The 21,377-nt window shown below is 65.1% G+C and carries 20 protein-coding genes; 11 read left to right on the top strand and 9 right to left on the bottom strand.

Features of this window, described 5'->3' with window-relative positions; genetic code table 11:
- Nucleotides 1–1,545 (bottom strand): glycosyltransferase family 39 protein, encoded by a 1,545-nt coding sequence (locus tag E3T47_RS02770; protein ID WP_134554100.1) that lies wholly within the window; start codon nucleotides 1,543–1,545, stop codon nucleotides 1–3.
- Nucleotides 1,546–1,661: 116 nt separating this feature from the next.
- Between E3T47_RS02770 and E3T47_RS02775 the strand changes: the two genes are divergently transcribed.
- On the top strand, nucleotides 1,662–2,492 hold the full coding sequence (locus E3T47_RS02775; RefSeq protein WP_134554101.1) for a carbon-nitrogen hydrolase family protein: 831 nt from the start codon (nucleotides 1,662–1,664) through the stop codon (nucleotides 2,490–2,492).
- Between the two features lie 52 nt (nucleotides 2,493–2,544).
- On the opposite strand, the gene E3T47_RS02780 is transcribed toward E3T47_RS02775, so the two are convergent.
- Nucleotides 2,545–2,937, bottom strand: coding sequence for a DUF7882 family protein (locus E3T47_RS02780; RefSeq protein WP_241981868.1), 393 nt, complete (start codon nucleotides 2,935–2,937; stop codon nucleotides 2,545–2,547).
- A 153-nt stretch (nucleotides 2,938–3,090) separates the two neighbouring features.
- Nucleotides 3,091–4,197: an alpha/beta fold hydrolase gene (locus E3T47_RS02785; RefSeq protein ID WP_134554102.1), complete on the bottom strand. Its 1,107-nt coding sequence runs from the start codon at nucleotides 4,195–4,197 to the stop codon at nucleotides 3,091–3,093.
- Nucleotides 4,198–4,412: 215 nt separating this feature from the next.
- Between E3T47_RS02785 and E3T47_RS02790 the strand changes: the two genes are divergently transcribed.
- Nucleotides 4,413–5,486, top strand: coding sequence for an alkene reductase (locus tag E3T47_RS02790; RefSeq protein ID WP_134554103.1), 1,074 nt, complete (start codon nucleotides 4,413–4,415; stop codon nucleotides 5,484–5,486).
- A 15-nt stretch (nucleotides 5,487–5,501) separates the two neighbouring features.
- Here the strand turns inward: E3T47_RS02790 and E3T47_RS02795 are convergent, their stop codons facing one another.
- Nucleotides 5,502–6,701 carry an aminotransferase class I/II-fold pyridoxal phosphate-dependent enzyme gene (locus tag E3T47_RS02795; RefSeq protein WP_134554270.1) on the bottom strand — a complete coding sequence of 400 codons (1,200 nt, stop codon included), beginning with the start codon at nucleotides 6,699–6,701 and terminating at the stop codon, nucleotides 5,502–5,504.
- 162 nt (nucleotides 6,702–6,863) lie between these two features.
- On the opposite strand from E3T47_RS02795, the gene E3T47_RS02800 reads away from it, so the two are divergent.
- From E3T47_RS02800 to E3T47_RS02820, 5 genes are all read left to right on the top strand, one after another.
- The gene (locus E3T47_RS02800; protein ID WP_241981869.1) at nucleotides 6,864–8,531 is read left to right on the top strand and encodes a S1C family serine protease; all 1,668 of its coding nucleotides are present in this window, start codon (nucleotides 6,864–6,866) and stop codon (nucleotides 8,529–8,531) included.
- A gap of 149 nt (nucleotides 8,532–8,680) precedes the next feature.
- Nucleotides 8,681–9,724: a glycosyltransferase family 2 protein gene (locus E3T47_RS02805; RefSeq protein ID WP_277871797.1), complete on the top strand. Its 1,044-nt coding sequence runs from the start codon at nucleotides 8,681–8,683 to the stop codon at nucleotides 9,722–9,724.
- Between the two features lie 4 nt (nucleotides 9,725–9,728).
- A complete protein-coding gene (locus E3T47_RS02810) occupies nucleotides 9,729–10,553 on the top strand; it encodes a CDP-alcohol phosphatidyltransferase family protein (protein WP_134554104.1) in 825 nt (274 codons plus the stop codon).
- The gene (locus E3T47_RS02815; protein WP_134554105.1) at nucleotides 10,540–11,433 is read left to right on the top strand and encodes a glycosyltransferase family 2 protein; all 894 of its coding nucleotides are present in this window, start codon (nucleotides 10,540–10,542) and stop codon (nucleotides 11,431–11,433) included. The genes E3T47_RS02810 and E3T47_RS02815 overlap by 14 nt, the downstream gene beginning before the upstream one ends.
- Before the next feature lie 70 nt (nucleotides 11,434–11,503).
- Entirely contained in the window at nucleotides 11,504–12,730 is a 1,227-nt protein-coding gene (locus tag E3T47_RS02820) for a CDP-glycerol glycerophosphotransferase family protein (protein ID WP_422386461.1), read from the top strand.
- On the opposite strand, the gene E3T47_RS02825 is transcribed toward E3T47_RS02820, so the two are convergent.
- Nucleotides 12,725–13,540, bottom strand: coding sequence for a hypothetical protein (locus tag E3T47_RS02825; protein WP_241981870.1), 816 nt, complete (start codon nucleotides 13,538–13,540; stop codon nucleotides 12,725–12,727). The two genes, E3T47_RS02820 and E3T47_RS02825, sit on opposite strands and share 6 nt — an antisense overlap.
- A gap of 113 nt (nucleotides 13,541–13,653) precedes the next feature.
- Between E3T47_RS02825 and E3T47_RS02830 the strand changes: the two genes are divergently transcribed.
- On the top strand, nucleotides 13,654–13,956 hold the full coding sequence (locus E3T47_RS02830; protein ID WP_134554107.1) for a helix-turn-helix domain-containing protein: 303 nt from the start codon (nucleotides 13,654–13,656) through the stop codon (nucleotides 13,954–13,956).
- Between the two features lie 6 nt (nucleotides 13,957–13,962).
- On the opposite strand, the gene E3T47_RS02835 is transcribed toward E3T47_RS02830, so the two are convergent.
- The 3 genes from E3T47_RS02835 to E3T47_RS02845 form a co-directional block, all read right to left on the bottom strand.
- Nucleotides 13,963–14,754 carry an ABC transporter ATP-binding protein gene (locus E3T47_RS02835; RefSeq protein WP_134554108.1) on the bottom strand — a complete coding sequence of 264 codons (792 nt, stop codon included), beginning with the start codon at nucleotides 14,752–14,754 and terminating at the stop codon, nucleotides 13,963–13,965.
- The gene (locus tag E3T47_RS02840) at nucleotides 14,754–15,554 is read right to left on the bottom strand and encodes an ABC transporter permease (protein WP_241981871.1); all 801 of its coding nucleotides are present in this window, start codon (nucleotides 15,552–15,554) and stop codon (nucleotides 14,754–14,756) included. The genes E3T47_RS02835 and E3T47_RS02840 overlap by 1 nt, the downstream gene beginning before the upstream one ends.
- Nucleotides 15,555–15,661: 107 nt before the next feature.
- A complete protein-coding gene (locus tag E3T47_RS02845) occupies nucleotides 15,662–16,384 on the bottom strand; it encodes a phosphocholine cytidylyltransferase family protein (RefSeq protein ID WP_277871798.1) in 723 nt (240 codons plus the stop codon).
- A 260-nt stretch (nucleotides 16,385–16,644) separates the two neighbouring features.
- On the opposite strand from E3T47_RS02845, the gene E3T47_RS16725 reads away from it, so the two are divergent.
- The 3 genes from E3T47_RS16725 to E3T47_RS02860 are packed head-to-tail and all read left to right on the top strand — an operon-like array spanning nucleotide 16,645 to nucleotide 19,975.
- Nucleotides 16,645–18,108 carry an ATP-binding cassette domain-containing protein gene (locus tag E3T47_RS16725; RefSeq protein WP_422386462.1) on the top strand — a complete coding sequence of 488 codons (1,464 nt, stop codon included), beginning with the start codon at nucleotides 16,645–16,647 and terminating at the stop codon, nucleotides 18,106–18,108.
- The gene (locus tag E3T47_RS02855) at nucleotides 18,084–19,658 is read left to right on the top strand and encodes a GumC domain-containing protein (RefSeq protein ID WP_134554110.1); all 1,575 of its coding nucleotides are present in this window, start codon (nucleotides 18,084–18,086) and stop codon (nucleotides 19,656–19,658) included. Before E3T47_RS16725 ends, E3T47_RS02855 begins: the two co-directional genes overlap by 25 nt.
- Before the next feature lie 32 nt (nucleotides 19,659–19,690).
- Nucleotides 19,691–19,975 (top strand): DUF3039 domain-containing protein, encoded by a 285-nt coding sequence (locus E3T47_RS02860; RefSeq protein WP_134554111.1) that lies wholly within the window; start codon nucleotides 19,691–19,693, stop codon nucleotides 19,973–19,975.
- A gap of 4 nt (nucleotides 19,976–19,979) precedes the next feature.
- Here E3T47_RS02860 and E3T47_RS02865 read toward each other — a convergent pair whose 3' ends face one another.
- Nucleotides 19,980–21,347 (bottom strand): nicotinate phosphoribosyltransferase, encoded by a 1,368-nt coding sequence (locus tag E3T47_RS02865; RefSeq protein ID WP_166805586.1) that lies wholly within the window; start codon nucleotides 21,345–21,347, stop codon nucleotides 19,980–19,982.
- Nucleotides 21,348–21,377: the final 30 nt, after the last annotated feature.

Raw genomic sequence — 21,377 nt, forward strand, 5'->3', positions numbered from 1 at the left:
TTACCTCGTCATTTCAATGATGCGGGTGCGATTCACCAGGGTCGACTCGGCGACGTGGAATCCCTGGAGCGTGAGCGTCTGGACATCCGTTCCTCGGCGCGAATCCCCACTTCCGGAGTATTGCAACAGCCATATACGGTCGAGCTCGGTGATTGCTGGCGCCACATGGGCCAGCGGTGTGACTTCGTCCCAGAGCCACCCCGTTTTCGCATAGGACCGGGTAAGCGTTACGTCGTGCAGGCCAAGAAACGCGTCGGGATACACGTGCATGGCCAGCCGCGGCACCCGCGAGGGCCGCACGGTCTGGTCGAAGACAACGCCGTCGCCGGGCGCCGCCCTGGCCGCGATCACGTCGGCGACCTGGCGCCAGTCGCTTCCTTCGTTCTTGCCGAAGTCACCGCGCTGCACGGCGTACGCCGGCACGATTACGGCGACGAGCGCCACGACGCTCGCTGCCCGCAGCCAGTTGTTGGCGAGCGCCGCCACGCCCACGGCGATCACTACGCCCACCGCAGGGGCGCACAGCGAGAGGTAGCGCAACGAATACATCGGGGTGACCAGCTGCGTGCCGACCAGCAGGATCGCGCTCGGCACCACCATCCAGGCCAGAAAAATGTTGAGTGCAGCCCGCCCGGGCAGGCCCCCTGTTTGATGCGTCCCCGAGGGGCGCAGGAACACCGCGAGAACTGCCACGATGATGAGAGACCAGGCCATGATCGCCACCGGAATGGTGTCGAACCATTGCATCACGGCCGCCTCGGTGACCAGAACTGTCGGCCGTCGGCCGATGAACGCGATCTGTTCACGCTGCGAGGTTCCGGCCAGAATGATCGGTGCCGTCAGTAACAGGCCGAGTGCGCTCGCGCCCAGCCAGGCGACGACGCTGCGCCCGAGCGGATGCCGGTGTGCCACTACAACCACCACCGCGTGTACCGGCAGCAGCAGTGCCAAAAACAGGAAGACATACATTCCGAGGGCGAGCAGCAGGGAGTACCCCAGCCAGAGAGTGACCTGTCGGCAGCGGGAGGCGGTGCCGCTGCGGAGCGCGCACACGAGCAACACGGTGAGCCAGACTGCGATGGCGGTTGCGATGGCGGTGGATCGTGCCTCGGCGCCCATGTAGGTGACCCGGGGAATCACGGCAAAGATCAAACCGCCGCCGATGGCCACGCGGGAGCCCATGAAGAACCGCGCCAAAACGACGGTCCCGGCAGCAGCGACGCCGATCGCGATCGCGCTCGGCAACCGGGTGGAGAGTTCGGAGGTGCCGAACAGATCGATCCAGCCGTGCAGAAACAGGTAATACAAGCCGTGCACGGCATCGATGTTGTCGAGCAGTGCGAACAGCGAGGGGAACGATCGTTCGGCCGACATGATGCTCACCGCTTCATCGCCCCAGTACGACGGCTGCCAGGACCACGCGAACGATACGAAGAACGCTACGAGGCCGACCAGTCCGGCCGACCGCCTCGGCGTCAGGCCCCGCAAACGGCGCCTCCCCTTCAGGAGGGGGGCCGCGAGGCGCGGAGCGATAACGACGGACACATATTAAGCCTACCCAGCAATGGTTAACGGGAGCATTTGAAACCCCTGGAGTTACCTGCAAACAGCAATCCGATCGCAGATCGGTTTCGCCGTCGGAGGTCAGCTAGGCTTTCGCCATGAATCATGCCGTGAAACTCGACGAGACCAGCGCGGTCGGCGTTGCGGTGGCCCAGTTCGCCCCGACAGCCGATCGGGCGCGCAATCGCGCCGTGCTCCGGCAACTAGCCACCACGGCCGCCGCACGCGGAGCCCACCTTGTGGTCTTTCCCGAGTACTCGGCGTTCTTCGAGCCGAACCTCGGTGCATCGTTCGTGGCCGCAGCCGAAGCTCTCGACGGAGAATTCGTGACGGCGCTCGCCGGGCTCGCCGTTGAACTCGGCGTCCACATTGTGGCCGGCATGATCGAAACATGCGAGGACCCCACCCGATTCTCGAATACCCTCGTCGCCGTCGACCCGACCGGTCGCCTCGTGGCGTCTTATCGCAAGCTGCACCTGTACGACGCCTTCGGCGACCGTGAATCCGAGTGGGTGCTGCCCGGCACCGTGACCGACCCCGAAACCTTCGATGTCGGCGGCCTGCGGGTGGGGCTGCAGACCTGCTACGACATCCGCTTTCCCGAAGTAACCCGCCGGCTCGTCGACGCCGGAGCCACCCTCGTGCTCGTGCCGGCCGAATGGGTACGCGGTCCGCTCAAGGAACAGCACTGGCGCACCCTGCTGACCGCCCGTGCCTTGGAAAACACCGTATTCGTGGCCGCCGCCGATCAAACGCCGCCGGTCGGCGTCGGTGCCAGCATGATTATCGATCCGATGGGGGTCGCCGTCGCGAGCCTCGGCGAGGTAGCGGATGTCGCAATCGCATTCCTGGCACCGGCTCGCGTCGCCGCGGTGCGCGCGATCAACCCGACCCTCGCACTGCGGCGCTTCACCGTCATACCGCGCTGATCCGAGTGGACGTCGGATCGTTTGAGCTTGAAGGGGTCGGCGTGCGAAGCGACTAGCGCTCGGTGACGCTCGCCTTGGTCGCGCGGGTCTGCGCGGCCGCCCGGATGCCAATGGCCGGTTCAGCCTTGGGCGGCAGGTTCGCGTCAACGGCCGCGCTCTCCTCTGCGGTGACGACGAGACCCTGCGAGCTGTTGGCCGAGCGGGTGAGTTGCGCGACCCAGTTCGGGTTGATGGTCGGCGCGTGGCCGCCGGCGAACTTGAAATACAGGGGAATGGCCGGGTGCAGCCAAGCAGAGCTTCGACCGTCTCCGACGATGGCGGCATCACGCCAGGACAGCAGAAAGCTTTCGCCCCGACGTAGCTTTTGAATGATCACGAGCTGTAGGTGGGCCAACATTCGGTCATCGAATTCCACGACGACACGATCGTACGTGAGAGAACCCATGAAAATCGCCTTCGTTCGGTCGTCCTGCGGGCAGCGATCACTGGCGAACAGGAACATTGGAGCCGGAACGGATGAGAGCGAAACGCGCACTTTTGGCCTGGAACCGGATACCTTCTTTAACTGTCCTCTATTTGGGGGACAAATACAAGGAATTCAGCAAGTATCCAGCGGGCATGCAGCTGAAAAAATCGGCAGCGGTCCCGCAAATTCGAGCCTGATCAGCACTTCCAGAGGGCGTTCGATCTGACTGAAGTGTCCGGCCCCACGAATGGTGCTGATCCGACAGGTCGGGATGGCCGCGAGCAATCGCTCGTCGTCGTCGGCCGTGACGAACGCGTCGTCGTCACCGTGCACCGATCGCACCGGGCATCGAATCCGTGCCCACTGCGTGGCCGCATCGTAAGCTCCGGCTCGTGCGGCGGCCAGAGCGAAACTCGCCGGGCGCACTTCGGCACCGAGCCCGGCGACCACGGAATCGTCGATGGCTGTGGGTCGGCTGAACAATGGGGCCACTAGGGCACGCAACAGGCCGAGGCCGGCGACGGCCCGCACGAGGGCTCGGCCTAGCGGGCCGGCGAGCCGCAGCATCCGCATGGTCAGGAGCAGCGCTGTGAACGCGGGCAATGTCGAGAACTGGCGAACAGGATGACGAACGCTGTCAATAATCGAGAACGACGTGGCCGAGACCAAGCCGACGGACTCCGTGGCGCGCGTCTCACTCGCCGCCAGCTGCAGGGCGATGAACCCGCCCATCGAATGACCCACGACGTTCCAGCGTTCGTAGCCGAGGGAACGGGCCAGATCGGCAACCAGCTCGGCCAACGATTCAACGCCGAGTACCGACTCGTCGGCGGGCGCAGGCGAGTCGCCCCACCCTGGAAGGTCGGGAATGATGAGGTCCGTCAGCTCGCGGGCGGTGGCGTCGGAGGCCTGCAGCAGTGGGGTCCAGGTCGTCCAGGACCCGGCGGCGCCGTGCACCAGGATCGTCGCGGTGTCGCTGTCGGTGCGGCGACCGTGGCGCACCCGCAACGTTCCGCCTTTCAGGCGCATGGTGCTGGTGGTCAGGCCGAAGTGGCGGGCGTCAGCGTCCAGCCCGAACGGACTGTAGCCCAGCGCGGTCGCGGGCGGCGCGGGCTTGGGACGGGGTGGACTGGGTTTGGGAGAGTCCACAGCCTTGATAGCTGCCGCCGAGCCGTTGGGGAACGAACGGTTCGGGATCGAGCCGTTTCGGACCGCCGGTCTGGACGTCAGGATGCTCATACTTGTAGTTCGGTGCCGAGGGCAAACCGGATTGCCCGACTGGACAGCCCGACCGCACCCCTGAGCCCAGCATTAAACGTGCAGTTAATTGGCAGGAGGGAATATCGCGCGGTTCGTGCCCGTTGTCGCCTGCGGAGGGCCGGAAGTCCGTGTCGCCTTCCCTCCAGAACGCGTCCGGTCGGACTGACCGGCTGAATTTTGAGAAAGAAGTGTCCGTGAAACTGTTTTCCCCGCTGAACCTAGGCGATCTCGAGCTCCCCAATCGTCTCGTGATGGCGCCGCTGACCCGCATCCGCTCCGGCCAGTCCGGCGTTCCGGGTGAGCTGGTAGCCCTGCATTACACGCAGCGCGCGTCGCTCGGCCTGATCGTGAGCGAGGGTACCTACCCGAGCCATGCCGGCCAGGGCTTTCCAGGCCAGCCCGGTCTCGTCGAACCCGAGCAGTTGGCCGGCTGGAAAGCCGTCACCGACTCGGTGCACGCCGCCGGCGGTCGCATCGTCGCGCAGGTCATGCACGCCGGTCGCGTCACCCACGAGGCCACGAACGGCGGCTTCCCGGTTGTCGCGCCGAGCGCGATCGCCATCGACGGCACCACGCGCACCTACGACGGCAAGCAGGATTATCCAGTGCCGCACGCGCTGACCGGAGAGGAACTGCCCGGCATCATCGCCGAGTTCGTGCTCGCCTCCCAGAACGCCATCGCCGCCGGATTCGACGGCGTTGAGCTGCACGCCGCCAATGGCTATTTGCTGCACGAGTTCCTGTCGCCGGCGTCCAACGTGCGCGACGATGCCTTCGGCGGATCGCCGGCGAACCGCGCCCGGTTCGTCATCGACGTGGTGACTGCGGTCGCCGCCGCCGTCGGCGCCGACAAGGTTGGCCTGCGAATCTCACCCGAACACAACATCCAGGACGCGTTTGAAACGGATGCCGACGACCTCGCGGCGACCTATGGTGCCCTCGTCGATGGCCTCGCCCCGCTCGGACTGGCCTACCTGAGCGTGCTCCACGCCGATCCGCGCAGCGGCTTAATACAAGACCTGCGCACCCGGTTCGGTGGAGTCTTCCTCGTCAACACTGGATTCGGCGCCATCACCGCCCGGGACGAAGCCCTCGGTTTGGTACGGGACGACGTCGCCGACGCTGTTGTCGTCGGTCGCGCCGCCATCGCGAACCCCGACCTGGTACGTCGGTGGCGGGAAAACCTGCCGGAGAACGAGCCAAACCCGCTCACCTACTATGCCGACGGCGCCCTCGGCTACACCGACTACCCGGCCCTGGCGTCCTAACCACTCCCGCGTAGCTTAGCGGGAAGTCAAGGCCGCCAGTCGGGCCGAGGCCTGTTCCAGCAGCTCGACCTTCTTGCAGTAGGCGAACCGCACGAGCGGCGCATATTCGGCCCGATGTGCGGGGGAGCAGAACGCCGCTATCGGTACGGCGACCACGCCGGCCAACTCGGGCAGTCGGCGACAGAGCTCGGCGCCGTCGGTGAAGCCGAGCCGCGTTGCATCCGCCACGATGAAATACGAGCCCTGCGGCACGCTGATCGCGAAGCCGGCCATGCGCAGTCCCGCCGCCAGTACGTCCCGTTTGTGTTTGAGCTCGGCGGCAATGCCGGCGAAGAACGCATCGGGCAGGGTGAGCCCGACGGCGATGGCCGGCTGGAACGGTGCCGCAGTCACGTAGGTGAGAAACTGCTTGACAGCGAGAATGGCCGTGACGATCGCGGCCGGGGCGCTGAGCCAGCCGACCTTCCAGCCGGTGAGGCTGAACGTCTTTCCGCCCGAAGAGATGGTGACCGTGCGCTCCCACGCTCCCGGCAGGGTCGCGATGGGAACGTGCGGCGCCCCGAAGGTGAGGTGCTCATACACCTCGTCGGTGACGATGATCGCGTCGTGACGGTGCGCGAGTTCCACGATCAGTTCGAGGGTGGCCCGGGGAAAGACTGCTCCGGTGGGGTTGTGCGGATCGTTCACGAGGATCAGCCGGGTGCGGTCGGTGACGGCGGCGCGCAGCGCGTCAAGGTCGGGCTGAAAGTCGGGGGCACGCAGGGGAACGGTGCGATGGATGCCGCCGCCCAGCCCGATGAGTCCGCCGTAGGCATCGTAGAACGGCTCAAACGTGACGACCTCGTCGCCCGGTTCGATCAACGCCAAAATCGTGGCAGCGAGGGCCTCGGTCGCCCCGGCAGTGACGAGGATCTCGCTGCCCGGGTCAACGATCAGGCCATAGAAGCGTTGCTGGTGCCGGGCGATCGCATCGAGCAATGCCGGCTGGCCGCGGCCCGGCGGGTACTGGTTCGCCCCGACGCTGATCGCCTGGCGGGCCGCCTCGAGCACCAGGGTTGGCCCGTCTTCATCCGGAAACCCCTGCCCGAGGTTGATGGCATTGGTGCGCAGGGCGAGCGCACTCATCTCCGCGAATATACTCGCCGCAACGCTTCCGTCCGCGGCGAGGAGGCCAGCGCCGCGGGCTGTGCGTCGCCAGGCGCCGGACAACGTCATCGAGATGCCGGTCACGGCCGGCCGTGCCTGTAATGGGTCCTGCATACGTTCCAAGCTATCGCCTCGGCAAGGTTTCGGCTCGATCATTGAATGCTCTCAGTGTGTACATACCGAACGTACAGGTTTGGGCGCAAAGCTTACAACGCTTGGAAGGAGCACCCGATGACCGACAACACCAAAAATTCCGGCACCACCCCTGATTCGGCTGATGATGCCGCCGCCTTCGCCGTGAATGAATCCGGCGAGGCAACCCCACCCACATCCCCGGCTATCCCGCCGGCCGCACCAACGGCTCCGCCCGCATCGCCCGCACAGCCGGTCGATGCTCACCCGGTCGATGCTCGCCCGGTCGAGGCCACACCGGTCGTGAACGCACCGGCAATGCCGTCAGCATCAGCTGAAGACCAGGTGCAGCCCGACCAGGAACAGACCGCCGCCTACCCAACGGATGCCTTCGGTCGCCCGATCGAGACCCCCACAGCCTCGACGTCCGCTTACGCTCCGAGTGTCGCGCCGCAGGCCTATGCCACCGCGAACACGTACCCCCCCACCGATTCGTCCATGACGGATGCCTACCCCGGGCAGCCCTTCGCCACCGCCAAGCCCAAGGAACCCGGTCGGCGCAAGGGCAGCGTGGCACTGATCGCGGCGCTTGCCATCGGCGCTCTGGTTGGCGGATCATCCGGCGCCGGTATCACCGCGCTCATGATGAGCAACCAGAACAACGGGGTGCCGGTCAGTGAATCCGCAGGCCCGAGCAACGTAGTGGTCAACGACAGCACGAGCGTCAATCAGATCACCGCCGTCGCCGCCAAGGCGTCGCCGAGCGTCGTGACCATCGACGTCACCAATGGTGCGTCCGGCGGTACCGGCTCCGGGGTCATCCTCACTGAAGACGGTTACGTACTCACCAACACCCACGTCGTCACCCTCGACGGCGCGGCGTCGGACGTGACGATCGAGGTCAAGAGCAATGACGGCAAGCTGCACACCGCCACTCTCGTCGGAACGGACCCCATATCCGACCTCGCCGTGATCAAACTGACGGATGCCAGCGGCCTCACCCCGATCACCTGGGGTGACTCTTCCGAGCTTAACGTCGGCGACAGCGCCATCGCCATCGGTGCCCCCCTTGGCCTCTCTGGCACGGTCACCGACGGCATCGTCAGCGCCCTCAACCGCAGCATCACCGTCGCGAGCTCGGCCGCCCCCAGCTCGCCCGACGAGACAATGCCCGACCAGGGGGAAAGCCGGAATCCGTTCTTCTTCGACTTCCCCGACCAGAACGGTGAACAATCCCAGGGTTCCCAGTCGGCCACGGACAGCATCGCACTCCCGGTGATCCAGACGGATGCCGCCATCAACCCGGGCAACTCCGGTGGAGCCCTGCTCAACGGCAGCGGCGAACTCATCGGCATCAACGTCGCCATCGCCAGCGCCGGCACCACGACGGCATCGTCAGCGGCGGGCAGCATCGGCGTTGGTTTCTCCATCCCGTCGAACTTTGCCCAGCGCATCTCCGATGAGATTATCGCCAACGGAACGGCGACCCACGGCCTGCTCGGGGCGAGAGTCAAGGACGCCTCAAGTTCGACCAGCAGCACGGTGGGCGCCCTCATCGACGTGGTCAGCTCGGGTGGCGCGGCCGGGAAGGCCGGTCTGGCCGAGGGAGACGTGGTCACCAACTTTAACGGTGCTCCGATCACGGACGCGATCGACCTCACCGCCCAGGTACGGGTGCTCCCGGCTGGCGGGACCGCCGACCTCACCTACGTGCGGGACGGCAAGTCCTTTACCGTTTCCGTCACGGTCGGTGAGCTCACCAGCTAACCGCTCGTTCCTTCTTCGCTCCGTTCGCGTAATCGCGCCGCTGGCACTCCAGCGGCGCGATTGTGCGTCTGGCGCCCGGGCACTGGGGCATTTGGAGGGCTGGTAGGCTCGAGCGTCCTACCCAAATAACCGGAAGGCTGGCCAGCCAGGTGCACCAACGTGGTATCGGACTTCTTCCCGGAGTGTCGTATGTGATGCCCGTGCTCAATGAGGCGACGCACGTACGAGCCGCCGTCGAGAGCCTGCTGGCTCAGGACTACGAGGGAGCCTTCGAGGTCACCCTCGCGCTCGGACCGAGCATCGACGGCACGACCGAACTGGTCGAAGAAATGGCCGCCGTCGACACACGCATCCGCGTGGTGCCCAATGACGTCGGCTCGACCCCGGCCGGCCTGAACATTGCCATTCGCGCCTCGCAGTATGCGGTGGTCATTCGCGTGGACGCCCACTCGGTGTTACCCCCCGACTATGCGCGCATCGCGGTCGAGACGCTCGAGCGCACCGGCGCCGACAACGTCGGTGGCATCATGGATGCCCGCGGCATCAGCGCGTTCGAGCGGGCTGTCGCCCGCGCCTACGGCACCCGCATCGGGCTTGGCGGCACGCCGCACCATGTCGGTGGCGCGGAAGGTGCCGCCGAAACCGTGTACCTCGGCTGTTTTCGCACCGAGGGCATCCTGGGCGTCGGACTGTTCGACGAGGGCGTCAAACGCGGCCAGGACTGGGATTTGAACCGTCGCCTCCGCGAAGCCGGCGGACTGGTCTGGTTCACCCCCCAGCTACGCGTGCTCTATCGCCCAAGATCGACCCTGGCCCAATTGGCGCGGCAGATGCTCTCGACCGGGCTCTGGCGCGGTGAGCTGGCGCGGCGCTATCCGGCGGCCAACGGCATCCGCTACTTTGTGCCGCCTGCCATGGTGCTCGGTGTCGCTGTGGGGCTGATCCTCGGGATCGGCGGGCTCGTGCAGGCCGCGCTCGGTGCTGCGCCGTGGCTGATGCTCGGCCTGGTCGTTCCCGCGGGGTACCTGCTCATCGTCGCGGCCGCCACCATCGCGGTGGCCCGGCCGGATGGATTTCGTGCGTCCCTGCACTTTCTCGTAGTCTTGCCCTGCATTCACTTCTGCTGGGGAATCGGGTTCGTACTCGGCTATCTCAAGCTCACTAGTAACATCACGGCACACACGGGAAGGTGAGCAGATGACCAGTTCGCCCCATATCTCGCCCAACAGGCCGGCCCGACCGGAGTCCATCGCCCAGCTGCGGGCAGTGGCGCAGCCCCCCGAGGTGCGTCTCCGCGCCAATGCCGAGCATTGGACGGCGAGCCTGTACTTGCGCGATCTGTCGCCGTACCTCACCTGGCTGCTGCTGAGGACCCGCATCTCGGCCAACGGCGTGACCGCTCTCATGATCCTGGCCGGCTGGTCGACCGCCGCCGCCCTGCTGATCCCTGGGATCTGGGGCGCCCTGCTCGCTCTCGCCCTCAGTCAGGTGCAGATGCTCGTCGACTGCTGTGACGGGGAGGTGGCGCGGTGGCGCGGCACGTCCTCGCCCGCCGGGGTGTTCCTCGACAAGGTCGGGCACTATTCCACCGAGTCGCTCATTCCCATCGCCCTGGGCATTCGGGCGGCGGCCTACCCGTTCGAGTCGCCTGAGGATTTTTTGTGGACCAGCCTGGCGCTGCTGCTCGCCCTTATCATCGTGCTGAATAAGGCGCTCAACGACATGGTGCACGTCGCGCGGGCCAACGCTGGCCTGACGAAGCTCGCCGACACCCACGGCGAGAAGACACCGACCTCGAGCGTGATCGCCCGGGTGCGTCGGCTCGCCCGGTTCGTGCCCTTCCACCGGCTGTACCACTCGGTGGAACTGACCATGGTCATTTTCGCCGCGGCCGTCGTCGGGCTGGTCTTCGGACAGCCGGTCGTGGACCGGGCCGTGCTGGTCATTCTGGTACCGCTCGCGTTCCTGTCGCTCATCGGCCACTTCGTGGCCATCATGGCGTCCAAGCGTGTCCGTTCCTAGGGCAGAAGCCGGCACTCCAACGGTTGGCGTCGTGGTGCTCACCCAGGGCACCCGGCCGGAAGATCTCGATCGGGGCATCCGCTCGGTGCTGGCCCAGAAGGACGTGACGCTCGACGTGATCTGCGTCGGCAACGGCTGGCAGCCGACCGGCCTGCCCACCGGTGTGCAGCCGCTCGCGCTGCCGACCAACCTGGGCATTCCGGCCGGCCGCAACCGCGGGGTGTCGCTCGTCAGCGGAGAATACCTGTTCTTCCTCGACGACGACGCGAGCATTCCTGACCCGTACTTTCTCCGCGATGCCATTGCACACCTGCGCGCCGACCCGAGCATTGGGCTGCTCCAGCCGCGGGTCGAGGACCCGACCGGGGTTGAATCTCCCCGGCGGTGGATTCCTCGCATCCGTAAGGGTGAGGCGACCGCGCCCGGACCGGTGTTCTCGGTCTGGGAGGGTGCAGTGTTGCTCCGGCGCGACGTTTTCGATGCGACCGGCGGATGGGCCGAACCGTTCTTCTACGCCCACGAAGGCATCGAACTGGCCTGGCGGGTCTGGGACCAGGGCCGGGTCGCGTGGTATGCCGGCGATCTCGTCGCCAACCATCCGGTGATCTCGCCCACCCGGCACGCCGACTATTATCGGCTGAACGCTCGCAACCGGGTCTGGTTGGCCCGGCGCAACCTGCCAGCCCTGTTCGTGCCGCTGTACGTGGGCTCCTGGACAGCGATCCAGGTATTGCGCTGGACCCTGAATGACCGGCAGGCCCTGCGCGCTTGGTTCGGCGGCTGGCGCGAAGGTTGGCGCAGCGACCCGGGGCCGCGGCATCCGCTGCGAGCGCGCACGGTCTGGCGCATGACCCGCGCGGGGCGTCCGCCGATCATCTGACGAAAGGTAGTCTTATTCGGTGGTAATTCGGAAAGACGTCAAACGTGCAGTCAAACTGATCAGAGATGTCGTGGCTTCCCGCAAAGCCCAACACGCGCTGCGTGGTCCGCTGAATTCGCGGGAACTGCGCACGGACAACCACTTCAAAATCGCCGTCTATTTTGCCGACGGACCGGTCAACATGTACCAGATGCGTCAGTGGTACCAGCCGCTCGCCACACTCGCCAAGACCTGGCCGGTACTGGTGCTCAGCCGTACCGGCGGTGGAACCCTCAAACTCATGGACGAGTCGCCGATCCCGGTCGCCTACGCGCGCACTGTACCCCAGTTGGAGCAGATCGTCGCCGAGCAGGACATCCGCATCGTGTTCTACGTCAACCAGAACCCGCGCAATTTCCAGATGATGCGTTATGGGCGCTGCTGGCACGTTTTCATCAACCACGGTGAGAGCGACAAGATGTACATGATCACCAACCAGTTCAAGGCCTACGACTACTCGTTCGTCGCCGGGGACGCCGCACTGGCCCGACTTGGTCGGGTGCTCTGGGACTATGACTTCGACAAGCGTGCCATAAAGATCGGGCGCCCCCAAGCCGACTATTTCAGCGGTGAATTGCCCTACCTGCCCGATGAACGCCAGGTCGTGCTCTACGCGCCCACCTGGGAGGGAGACCGCGCCGCCGCCGCCTACGGGTCCGTCGCAACCCACGGCGTCGCGCTCGTCACGGCCCTACTCGCCACCGGCACCCATCGTGTCATCTACCGGCCGCACCCGCGCAGCGGCGTCGTCGACCATCTTTACGGTGCCGCCAATAAGGCCATCATCGCTGCCATCACGGCGGCGAACGCCCGCGATGTGCGCGCGCAGCATGTCTACGACTCCGGCCCCGACCTCGGCTGGCAACTCGCCGCAGCGGATGTCGCCATCGTCGACATCTCCGCCATGGTCTACGACCGACTCGCCACCGGAAAACCGCTCATCGTCACCCGACCGGTGAACCCGACGGCCGTGATCGACACGAGCGGTTACCTCTCCGACTGCGAGTGGCTGCCGGCCGACCAGGCTTACGATATCGCGGCGAACGTCGAACGACTCATCCACGATGGCGCCGCGGTCGAACGACTGCAGGGCTGGGTCCAGCGCTACTTCGGCGACACAACCCCCGGTGTCGCGACGGAACGCCTGCACGCGGCCGTGCAACATCTGATGGACGAGTGGGACAGGTTCGCGGCCGTGCACGCCACGGACATTCCGGTTGTGCCCGATCCCGCGACGCTTCCGCCGACCCCGCTATAGCGCCTGGTCGGGCATGGGCGGGGGAATGGCCCGGAGGAACCTACCCCGGCGCTTTTCCCGCACGGGTTTTTCGCGAACGGTGATCTCTCGCACGCGCGGTTGCAGATCCGGCTGGAACCCGGTGGGCGCCGGGCCGAAGGCGAGGCGTGACGCCTGCATGACCTTGTTGCCCAGAATGTGGTTTCCCGCCCCGCCGATCACCGCTCCGATGCCGAACGGCAGGGCTTTGCCGAGCAGGCTGGCGCTGCCGCGTGTCGCGAACTGGCGCAGAAAAGCACTCTTGAGTCGGTCCGTGAGCGGGCCGAGAATCGCCCGGGGGAGGCTGTTGGTAATCAGCTCGCCCCAGTAGGCGGTGCGGACTGTTCCCGAGCCGGTGACCTGGCCGGCGAGCTGCCGAACCAGGTCGCTTCCCTCACGGCCCAGCATCATGGTCATGACGAGGGCGCGGGCGCGATCCGGGTCCTCAACGGCGATCCCGTGCACCTCACTCACCGATTGGGTGAACAGGGCCGTCGTTTCCAGAAAACCAGCGGTCTCCACGCCCGACAGCGCGAGCGTGATTCCGGTTCCGACGCCGGGGATGACCGCGGTGGCGCCGACGGCGGCGCCACCGGTGGTGACCGCGACGAGGTAGCGCTTTTCCAGGATGCGCACGATCTGTTCGGGGGAGGCATAGGGATTGCGCCGCCGGATGCTGCGAATGTGCGCGAGCACGACCGGGCGGTGAATGGCCAGAATCCGATCGAAGCCCTTGACGAACCCCGTCGGTAATGTGCCCCCCTGCGGGGTGCCGCCGGTGGACGACAGCATCGGTGGGTTCTTTCTCGCCATTGCTCGCCTTCCTCGCGCCCGTCTACAAATACTACCTTTCGCGAAATGTCCACCCGCTAGTCAAGACTGACCCGTGCCGCTACAACTGAGGAATGCTTGCGCCTAAGTCAGAAGCGTCCCGACTGCTCGGCCTCCGCCTGCGGGAGCGCCGCCTGGCACTCGCGCTCAATCAAGAGGACGTCGCGTTGCGCGCCGGGCTCAACGTGTCCAATTACGCTCGCATCGACCGGGGCTGCGGCAACCCGACGATGTATACGCTCATTCGAGTTGCGGCCGTGCTGCAACTGGAATTCAGCGAGCTCGTCGCCGGTCTGGCGGTCGAGCAGCTTCCACCCACCCGCGACGCCTACCTCGCGATCGAATTTCGACGACCTCAAGACGATCCGGCTGCCTGACGTCGGCTAGGTTCCGGCCGCCGGTTTCACGCCGTAGTCGGCGTTGTACCGGGCGAGCACGTCGGTGATCGGCCCGTCGAGGACCAGGTCGCCCTTGTCGAGATACAGACCCCGGTTGCAGAAGCGGCGCAGGTCCCGCTCGTTGTGGGAGACGATGAACAGCGTGCGACCGCCGGCCAGGAGTTCCTCGATGCGGCGATAGCATTTCTCCCGAAAAGCCTTGTCACCCACGGCCAGCACCTCGTCGACCAGCAGGATCGGTTCTTCCAGCCGGGAGATCACGGCGAAGGCGATCCGCACCTTCATCCCGCTGGACAAATGCTTGTACGGAGTGTCGATGAAATCGGCGATCTCAGCGAACTCGATGATCTCGTCAAAGCGTGCGGTGATCTGCTTGCGCGTCATGCCGTGCAGACCCGCTGTCAGATAGACGTTGTCGCGCACGCTCAGGTCGTCGACGAACCCGCCCGTGATCTCGATCAGCGGCGCGACCCCCTCAGCGACGTGCACCGATCCCTCGTCGGGTAGCACGACACCGGTGACGAGCTTGAGCAGGGTGGACTTACCCTGGCCGTTGCGTCCCACGACACCGATGGCCTCGCCCGGTTGCACGGTGAAGGTCACGTGTTGCAGTGCCCAGAACTCGCCTGGGCGGCTGCGCCTCGTGCTCGCACCAAACAGGTCCTTGAAGTTGCGACGCCCACGCCGGTTCCTGCGAAAACGGATGCCGACATCCCGCAGCGAGATCACCGGTGCCGGGGGCGCAGGTGTCACCGGGGTAGCTTTCACCGAGGCCATCAGATCTCCTTCAAAACGGCACGCTCGGTGCGGCGAAAGACCAGCAGTCCGAACCCGAGGAAGGTGAGGGACATGACCGCGCTGATGATGACGGCAAACCAGTCGAGTTGCTCGGGAAAGAAGGCCGCCCGGTAGAGACTGAAAATGCCGCTCAGCGGATTGAAAGCCGCCCAGAAGTGAAGTTCGGGCGGCAGGTCGGCGGTGCCGTAGATGATGGGAGAGGCATAGAACAGAAAACGAAGGATCAGTTTCACGGCCCGCTCCAGGTCTCGGAAGAACACCACGAGCGGGGCGACGAGCAGTCCGACGCCTGCTGTAAGCATGGTCTGGATCACAATGGCGAGGGGAAAGAACAACGCGTCGATGTGGAGTTCGGCGCCGTACATAATCGCAAACAACACCAGCACCGGGATGGATGCAAGAAACTCGATGCCCTTGGACAACACCAGGCGGTTCACCCAGATCGTGCGGGGTATCCGCGTCGAACGGATGAGCTTGGCCTCGCGCAGAAAAGCCCGGGTGCAGTCGGAGACTGCGCCGTTAAACCACATCCACGGCAGCAGGGCCGCGAGAAGGAACACGATGTAGGGGGCATTGCCGACGCTGCGGTCGAAGACCTGGGTGAAAACGAACCAGTAGATTCCGGCCATGACGAGCGGGTCGAGAATAGACCAGAAATAGCCGAGCACCGAGGTGGAGTAGCGCACCCGCAGGTCACGCTGCGTCAGCAACCACAAGGAATGCCGATACCGGGCGATCGGCGTGCGCTGTTCGGGGCGCACCTGGGCGTAACTAATCACGCCGTCTATCGTATGGGAGCGCGGCAACGTTCCGCGCAAGCGAGGCAGATGACAAACCCCCCACGCCGTGGCGAAGGGGGTTTGGATCGGTCAGGTTCGTATATCGGTCAGACGAACAGGTTGGCGCGCTCGAGGTCTTCGGCGAAGTCCACCTCGACGGCGTAAAAGTCGGAGATATTGACCGGCTCCACCAGCATGCGGTTCTGTGCGATGGCGAGCTCGATGCCGCGTTCGAAGTAGTCCTGGTCGGCCACCTTGCTCAGCTGGCGCATGAGCGTCGCTTTGTCGGCGCTCGACACGTAGTTGATGCCGACTGCTTCGCCGAGGCCGCCCTTGACCGTCTTCGAGAGTTCCTTGATGTAGCCCTCGGCACTCGTCGTGTACTTGACCTCTTCATCGGACACCTTGTCGGTGTTCACGGTGACGAAGGACTGGTCGCGCGCCATCATTGCCGCAGCGCGGTCGAGGATGGCCGGGTCGAAGACCACGTCGCCGTTCATCCAGAGCACACCCCCGGGCCTCGAAGCCTGCAGAGCACGCAGCAGGCTCTTCGAAGTGTTGGTCTGGTCGTACTCTTCGTTGTAGACGAAGGATGCCTGGGGGAACGCTTCGATGATGTGCTCGAGCTTGTATCCGACGACAATCGTGACCTTGGCAGCTTTGCCGAAGGCGTGCGCGATGTTGTCGAACTGCTGCTGCATGATCGTGCGGCCGTCGCTCAATTCGGTGAGCGGCTTCGGTAGCGATCGTCCGAGACGGCTGCCCATACCAGCGGCCAGGATGACCACTTGCGTTTTGACTGCTCGTGTTTTGGCTGCATGCGTCGTCACGATAATCTCCTCAAGAATGGTTGGGGCTAGCCCTGAAAACCCCATCAGTACTGAAGAGTTTGCCGAGGATTCACCCACATGTTCACGTAAAGACACACCGTTATGTCATTCTCACCATAACCTGTTGGGCAGTTCCGAGGGAAGAATCGGTTTAGCACGTGTCCATTTCGTGACCCGGCACAGAGTGTACTCACAGGTGGAAGTCGGTGCTCCGAGCTCGTCCGCGCCCCTCGGGCAGCGGTCCTTGATAGGTTAGCGGAGTGACTTTTGTGCCGCCCAACCCCGAACCCGACGACGACTTTGTCGCGGACCGTGCCGCCGAATCGGAAGCAGTGGTCGCCGCCAAGCCACCAGTTAGCAAGCCTGCCGTTCGTCAGCCCGCGGTGCGTAAACCGGCCGCACGTAAGCCAGCGGTACCCAAGCCAGCTGTGCGGTCGAAGACCGCGCCAACGTCAGCAGCGACCAAGGCGACCGTGGTGACTCCGGCCACGGCGAAACCGACCACTGAAGCCGAAAATGCGAAGCCGGCCGCGGAAGCCGGAGCCACCAAACCAGCAGCCGATCGCAAGCCAGCCGATCGCAAGCCGACCGTGCGCAAGCCGACCGTGCGCAAGCCGACCGTGCGCAAGCCGACAACTGCACGAATTCCTCCCGTACCTGCGCCTTCCGTTACCCCCAAGTCCAAGGCCAGGACCACAGCAAAGACACTGGCCGACAACGCCTCCGACGAGACGACGCGTCCATATGCGACCCGCGATGCGCTGGTGACAACCGCGATGAATGAGAGGATCGCGCCCTCGCTGGACCCGATTGACAAGCCGGTTTCCCAAGCGCGGACTGTCCCTACTGCAGTAGCCGGGCCGGTGACGCAAGCGGCAGCGGATGCGGCGCAGGACGTGCCCACGCCAGTTGCGCTGGCACCGGTCGCACTGGCACCGGTTGCGCTGGCACCGGTCGCACTGGCACCGATTGTCATTGAGGCCCGCGGCCTGGTCAAGCGGTTCGGCCACAACGTCGCGGTCTCGAATCTGGACCTGACGGTCCGAGCCGGGTCGTTCTACGGCATCGTCGGACCTAACGGTGCCGGAAAAACCACAACCCTGTCGATGATCACCGGGCTGCTGCGCCCGACTGCCGGAACCGCCCTGGTGCACGGCATCGACGTCTGGGTCAGGCCGAACGAGGCCAAGCGGGTGATAGGCGTTCTGCCCGACCGACTTCGACTCTTCGATCGCCTGACCGGCGCACAGCTCCTCTACTATGCGGGCACGCTCCGCGGACTCGACAACGACACAGCGCGCAGCCGATCGGCTGACCTCGCCGCAGCGTTTGGCCTCGAGGATGCCCTCAATCGTCTCGTCGCCGACTACTCCGCCGGAATGACGAAGAAAATCGCCCTGGCCTGCGCGATGATTCATTCCCCGCGCGTGCTCGTGCTCGACGAGCCATTGGAGTCGGTCGACCCGGTTTCAGCGGTCAACGTCACCGAGATCCTGCAGAAGTATGTGGCTGCCGGGGGGACAGTGGTGCTGTCCAGCCACGGCATGGACCTGATTCAGCGAGTGTGCGATCACGTCGCCATCATCGTGCAGGGCCGTGTTCTGGCAGCGGGCACCATCGATGATGTCCGCGGGCAGAAATCGCTCGAAGACCGGTTCGTCGAGCTCGCCGGTGGGCGCAAGGTCGCGGAGGGCATGGAATGGTTGCACAATTTTTCGGACTAAAACTCCGGTTGCTCGCCAATTTGTTTCGTCGCAGTCCCTGGCAGGTCGTCGGCCTCGTCGTTGGTCTGCTCTACGGCCTGGGCGTTGCCGTCGCACTGCTCATTGCCCTGATCAGCCTGCGCTTCGTCGGTGAGCCCGTCTTCATTCGGGACGTGCTCACGGTAGCCGGATCCATCGTGGTACTCGGCTTTTCGGTCATCCCGATCGTGGTCGGTATGGACGACAGCATGGACCCCCGCAAGTTTGCCTTCCTGGGCATTCCTAACCGGTCCCTCTCGCTCGGCCTGGCTGGTTCGGCGTTGATCGGAGTTCCGGCGTTGACGCTGACGATTGTGCTGCTCGGCACCGTTTTCACTTGGTCGCGCGGCATCGGACAGACGCTACTCGCCCTGATCTCGGCCGGGCTGATCCTCGTCACCTGCATCCTGCTGTCTCGGGTGAGCGCATCCCTCGCCGCATTTCTCCTGTCGACGAGGCGTTCCCGCGAATTCACCGGGCTGATCGGCGTCGTACTTTTGGTGTTGATCTCCCCACTCGTCGTCGTGCTGCTCAGCACGGACTGGGGCCGTCATGGCCGCACCCTGCTGGGTACCCTCGCCGCGATTCTTGGATGGACGCCGCTCGGCGCAGCGTGGGCCGTTCCGGGAGATGCCTCCACCGGCGCGTGGGGTGCGGCGATACTCAAGCTGCTCATTGCGGCGGTGTCGGCCTACGCCCTCTGGCTGATCTGGCAAGTTGTCGTGGCCCGCATGCTGGTCTCGCCCGGCCGGGAGGCCGCAGCGAAGCAGTATTCGGGGCTGGGCTGGTTCGACCGGCTGCCGCACGGCTCCGTCGGAGCGATCGCCGCCCGCACCTTCACCTACTGGGCACGTGACTCCCGATACTGGGTGTCGTTGATCATGATTCCGATCGTGCCGATCATCGCGGTCCTGCCCCTGAGCATCGCCGGCGTGCCGCTGCACTACCTCGCGCTGCTACCGGTACCACTCATGTGTATTTTTCTCGGCTGGACAATGCACAACGACGTCGCCTACGACAGCACCGCGATCTGGCTGCACGTAGCGTCGGGAACACGTGGCGTGGCCGATCGCATCGGCCGCCTCATTCCTGCGGTCTTCATGGGCATTCCTCTCATCGGAATCGGCTCTGCCATCAGCATTTCCTTTTACGGAGACTGGTCGGTGCTGCCGTCAATGCTGGGCGTGAGCACGTGCATCTTCTTGGCCGGTTTAGGGTTCTCGAGCTACACATCCACCCGGTTTCCCTACCCGGTGACTAAACCCGGTGACAGTCCTTTCGCTCAGCCGCAGGCCTCCGACACAGCCTCGGCACTCGTGCAGTCGCTCACCTTCACGGGATCGATCATCGTGGCGTCGCCCGCGCTTATCTTTGCCTATCTGGGAATCTTCACGGACCCGTCCTGGCATCTGCGCGCCCTCGGCGCCGGGCTCGGGCTCGGTCTGGTGGCCGTGGTGGTGGGGATCTGGGTCGGCTCACGCGCTTTCGACCGGCGCGGACCGGAAATGATCGCTTCCGCCCAGCGCGCCTGACCGGACGGGGGCACAGTGCCTAGACTGGCTTCATGACTGAATTTCGTGCAAGCATTGCAGAACCCGGACACCCCGGCGGCGGAACGTCCACGCTTGACCGTGAACTCGAAGAACTTCTGAATCAGGAGCAAATCGAGCCCGGCGACCACGAACGGTTTTCGCACTACGTGCCCAAGGCCAAGATTCTCGAGTCGGCCATTTCGGGCAAGCCGGTCAAGGCCCTCTGCGGCAAGAAATGGCTGCCGGGCCGCGACCCGGAGAAGTTTCCAGTGTGCCCGACCTGCAAAGCAATCTTCGAGAAAATGAAGGCCGCTTAGTCGGCTATCGGTACGTTGTGGGGATAACGGCCTCGCCGCGCCCCAACCGGAACGCCTCGATCGGCAGCTCTTGCATCACGGATGCGTTGTGCGCGCGTGCGCGCAGCGTTCCGGCCGGTCCCAGAAAACGTGCGTCGACGGTGCCGTCGATGATCAACGGAACCAGCAGCGCGCGTTCCAGACCACTACGGGAATCGTGTTGGCCTTCGGTGCCGGGGCCCTCGCCCAGCAGAATGATCTCTTCCTGGGCGGTACCGATGGCATCTACTCGGCGCAGGGCGTTTTTGCGGCCACCGATGGAGAGTTTCGCGGTCGACGTCTTGGCGACAGAAATCCAGTCGTCGCCATGGCCTTTGTGGGCGACGAGCTTGTAGACCAGGCCCGCTGCGGGTTCGCCCGACCCTGTGACGACCGAGGTTCCGACGCCGAAAGCGTCCACCGGGCTGGCCGACAAGGCCGCAATGGCGAACTCGTCGAGGTCGCTCGTCACGGTGATCTTCGTGTTGACCGCGCCGAGGCTGTCGAGCTGGGCCCGAGCCGCAGCAACGACGGTGGGCAGATCACCCGAATCGATGCGAATCGAGCCGAGTTCCGGCCCCGCGATCCTGACCGCCAAGGCGATGCCCGCGGGAACGTCGTAGGTGTCCACGAGCAGTGTTGTCGCCGCACCGAAGGCATCCACTTGCGCCTGGAACGCTTCTTCTTCGCTGTCGTGCAGCAAAATAAACGAGTGGGCGGCGGTTCCCATGGTGGGCAGACCCCACTGGCGGCCGGCCTCGAGGTTGCTCGTCGACGCGAAGCCGGCAATGAACGCGGCGCGAGCAGCGGCGACGGCTGAGTGCTCGTTGGTGCGGCGTGATCCCATCTCGGCGATTGGTCGGCCGAGGCTCACCGAGACCATGCGGGCGGCGGCGCTCGCAACCGAGATGTCGTAGTTGAGCACGCTGAGAATGAGCGTTTCCAGAATGACGCCCTCGGCGAAAGTGCTTTCGACCAGAAGCAGGGGTGACCCGGGAAAGTACGCTTCGCCTTCCTGATATCCCCAGACATTGCCGTTGAAGGAGTAGTCGGCAAGGTAGTCGAGGGTTGGAGTGCGCACGACCGAGTTCTCGGCGAGCCAGGTCAGTTCCTCGGTCTCGAAGCGAAATTGGCGGATTAGCTCGAGCAGGCGGCCGGTACCGGCGACGACGCCATAGCGCCGGCCGGTGGGCAGCCGCCGAGCGAAGGCCTCGAACATGCAGTCGCGATCGGCGGTACCGCTCTGGATGGCGGCGTCCACCATCGTGAGCTCATACCGGTCGGTGCGCAGTGCTGGTGTGCGGGCCGCGGGGCCGCGGGGTGCGGGCACGGAGAAAGCGGGGGACAGGGTCACCCGGCACAGCTTATCCGCTTGGTCCGGCTA

The organism is Cryobacterium ruanii (assembly GCF_004404055.1).
GTDB lineage: Bacteria > Actinomycetota > Actinomycetes > Actinomycetales > Microbacteriaceae > Cryobacterium > Cryobacterium ruanii.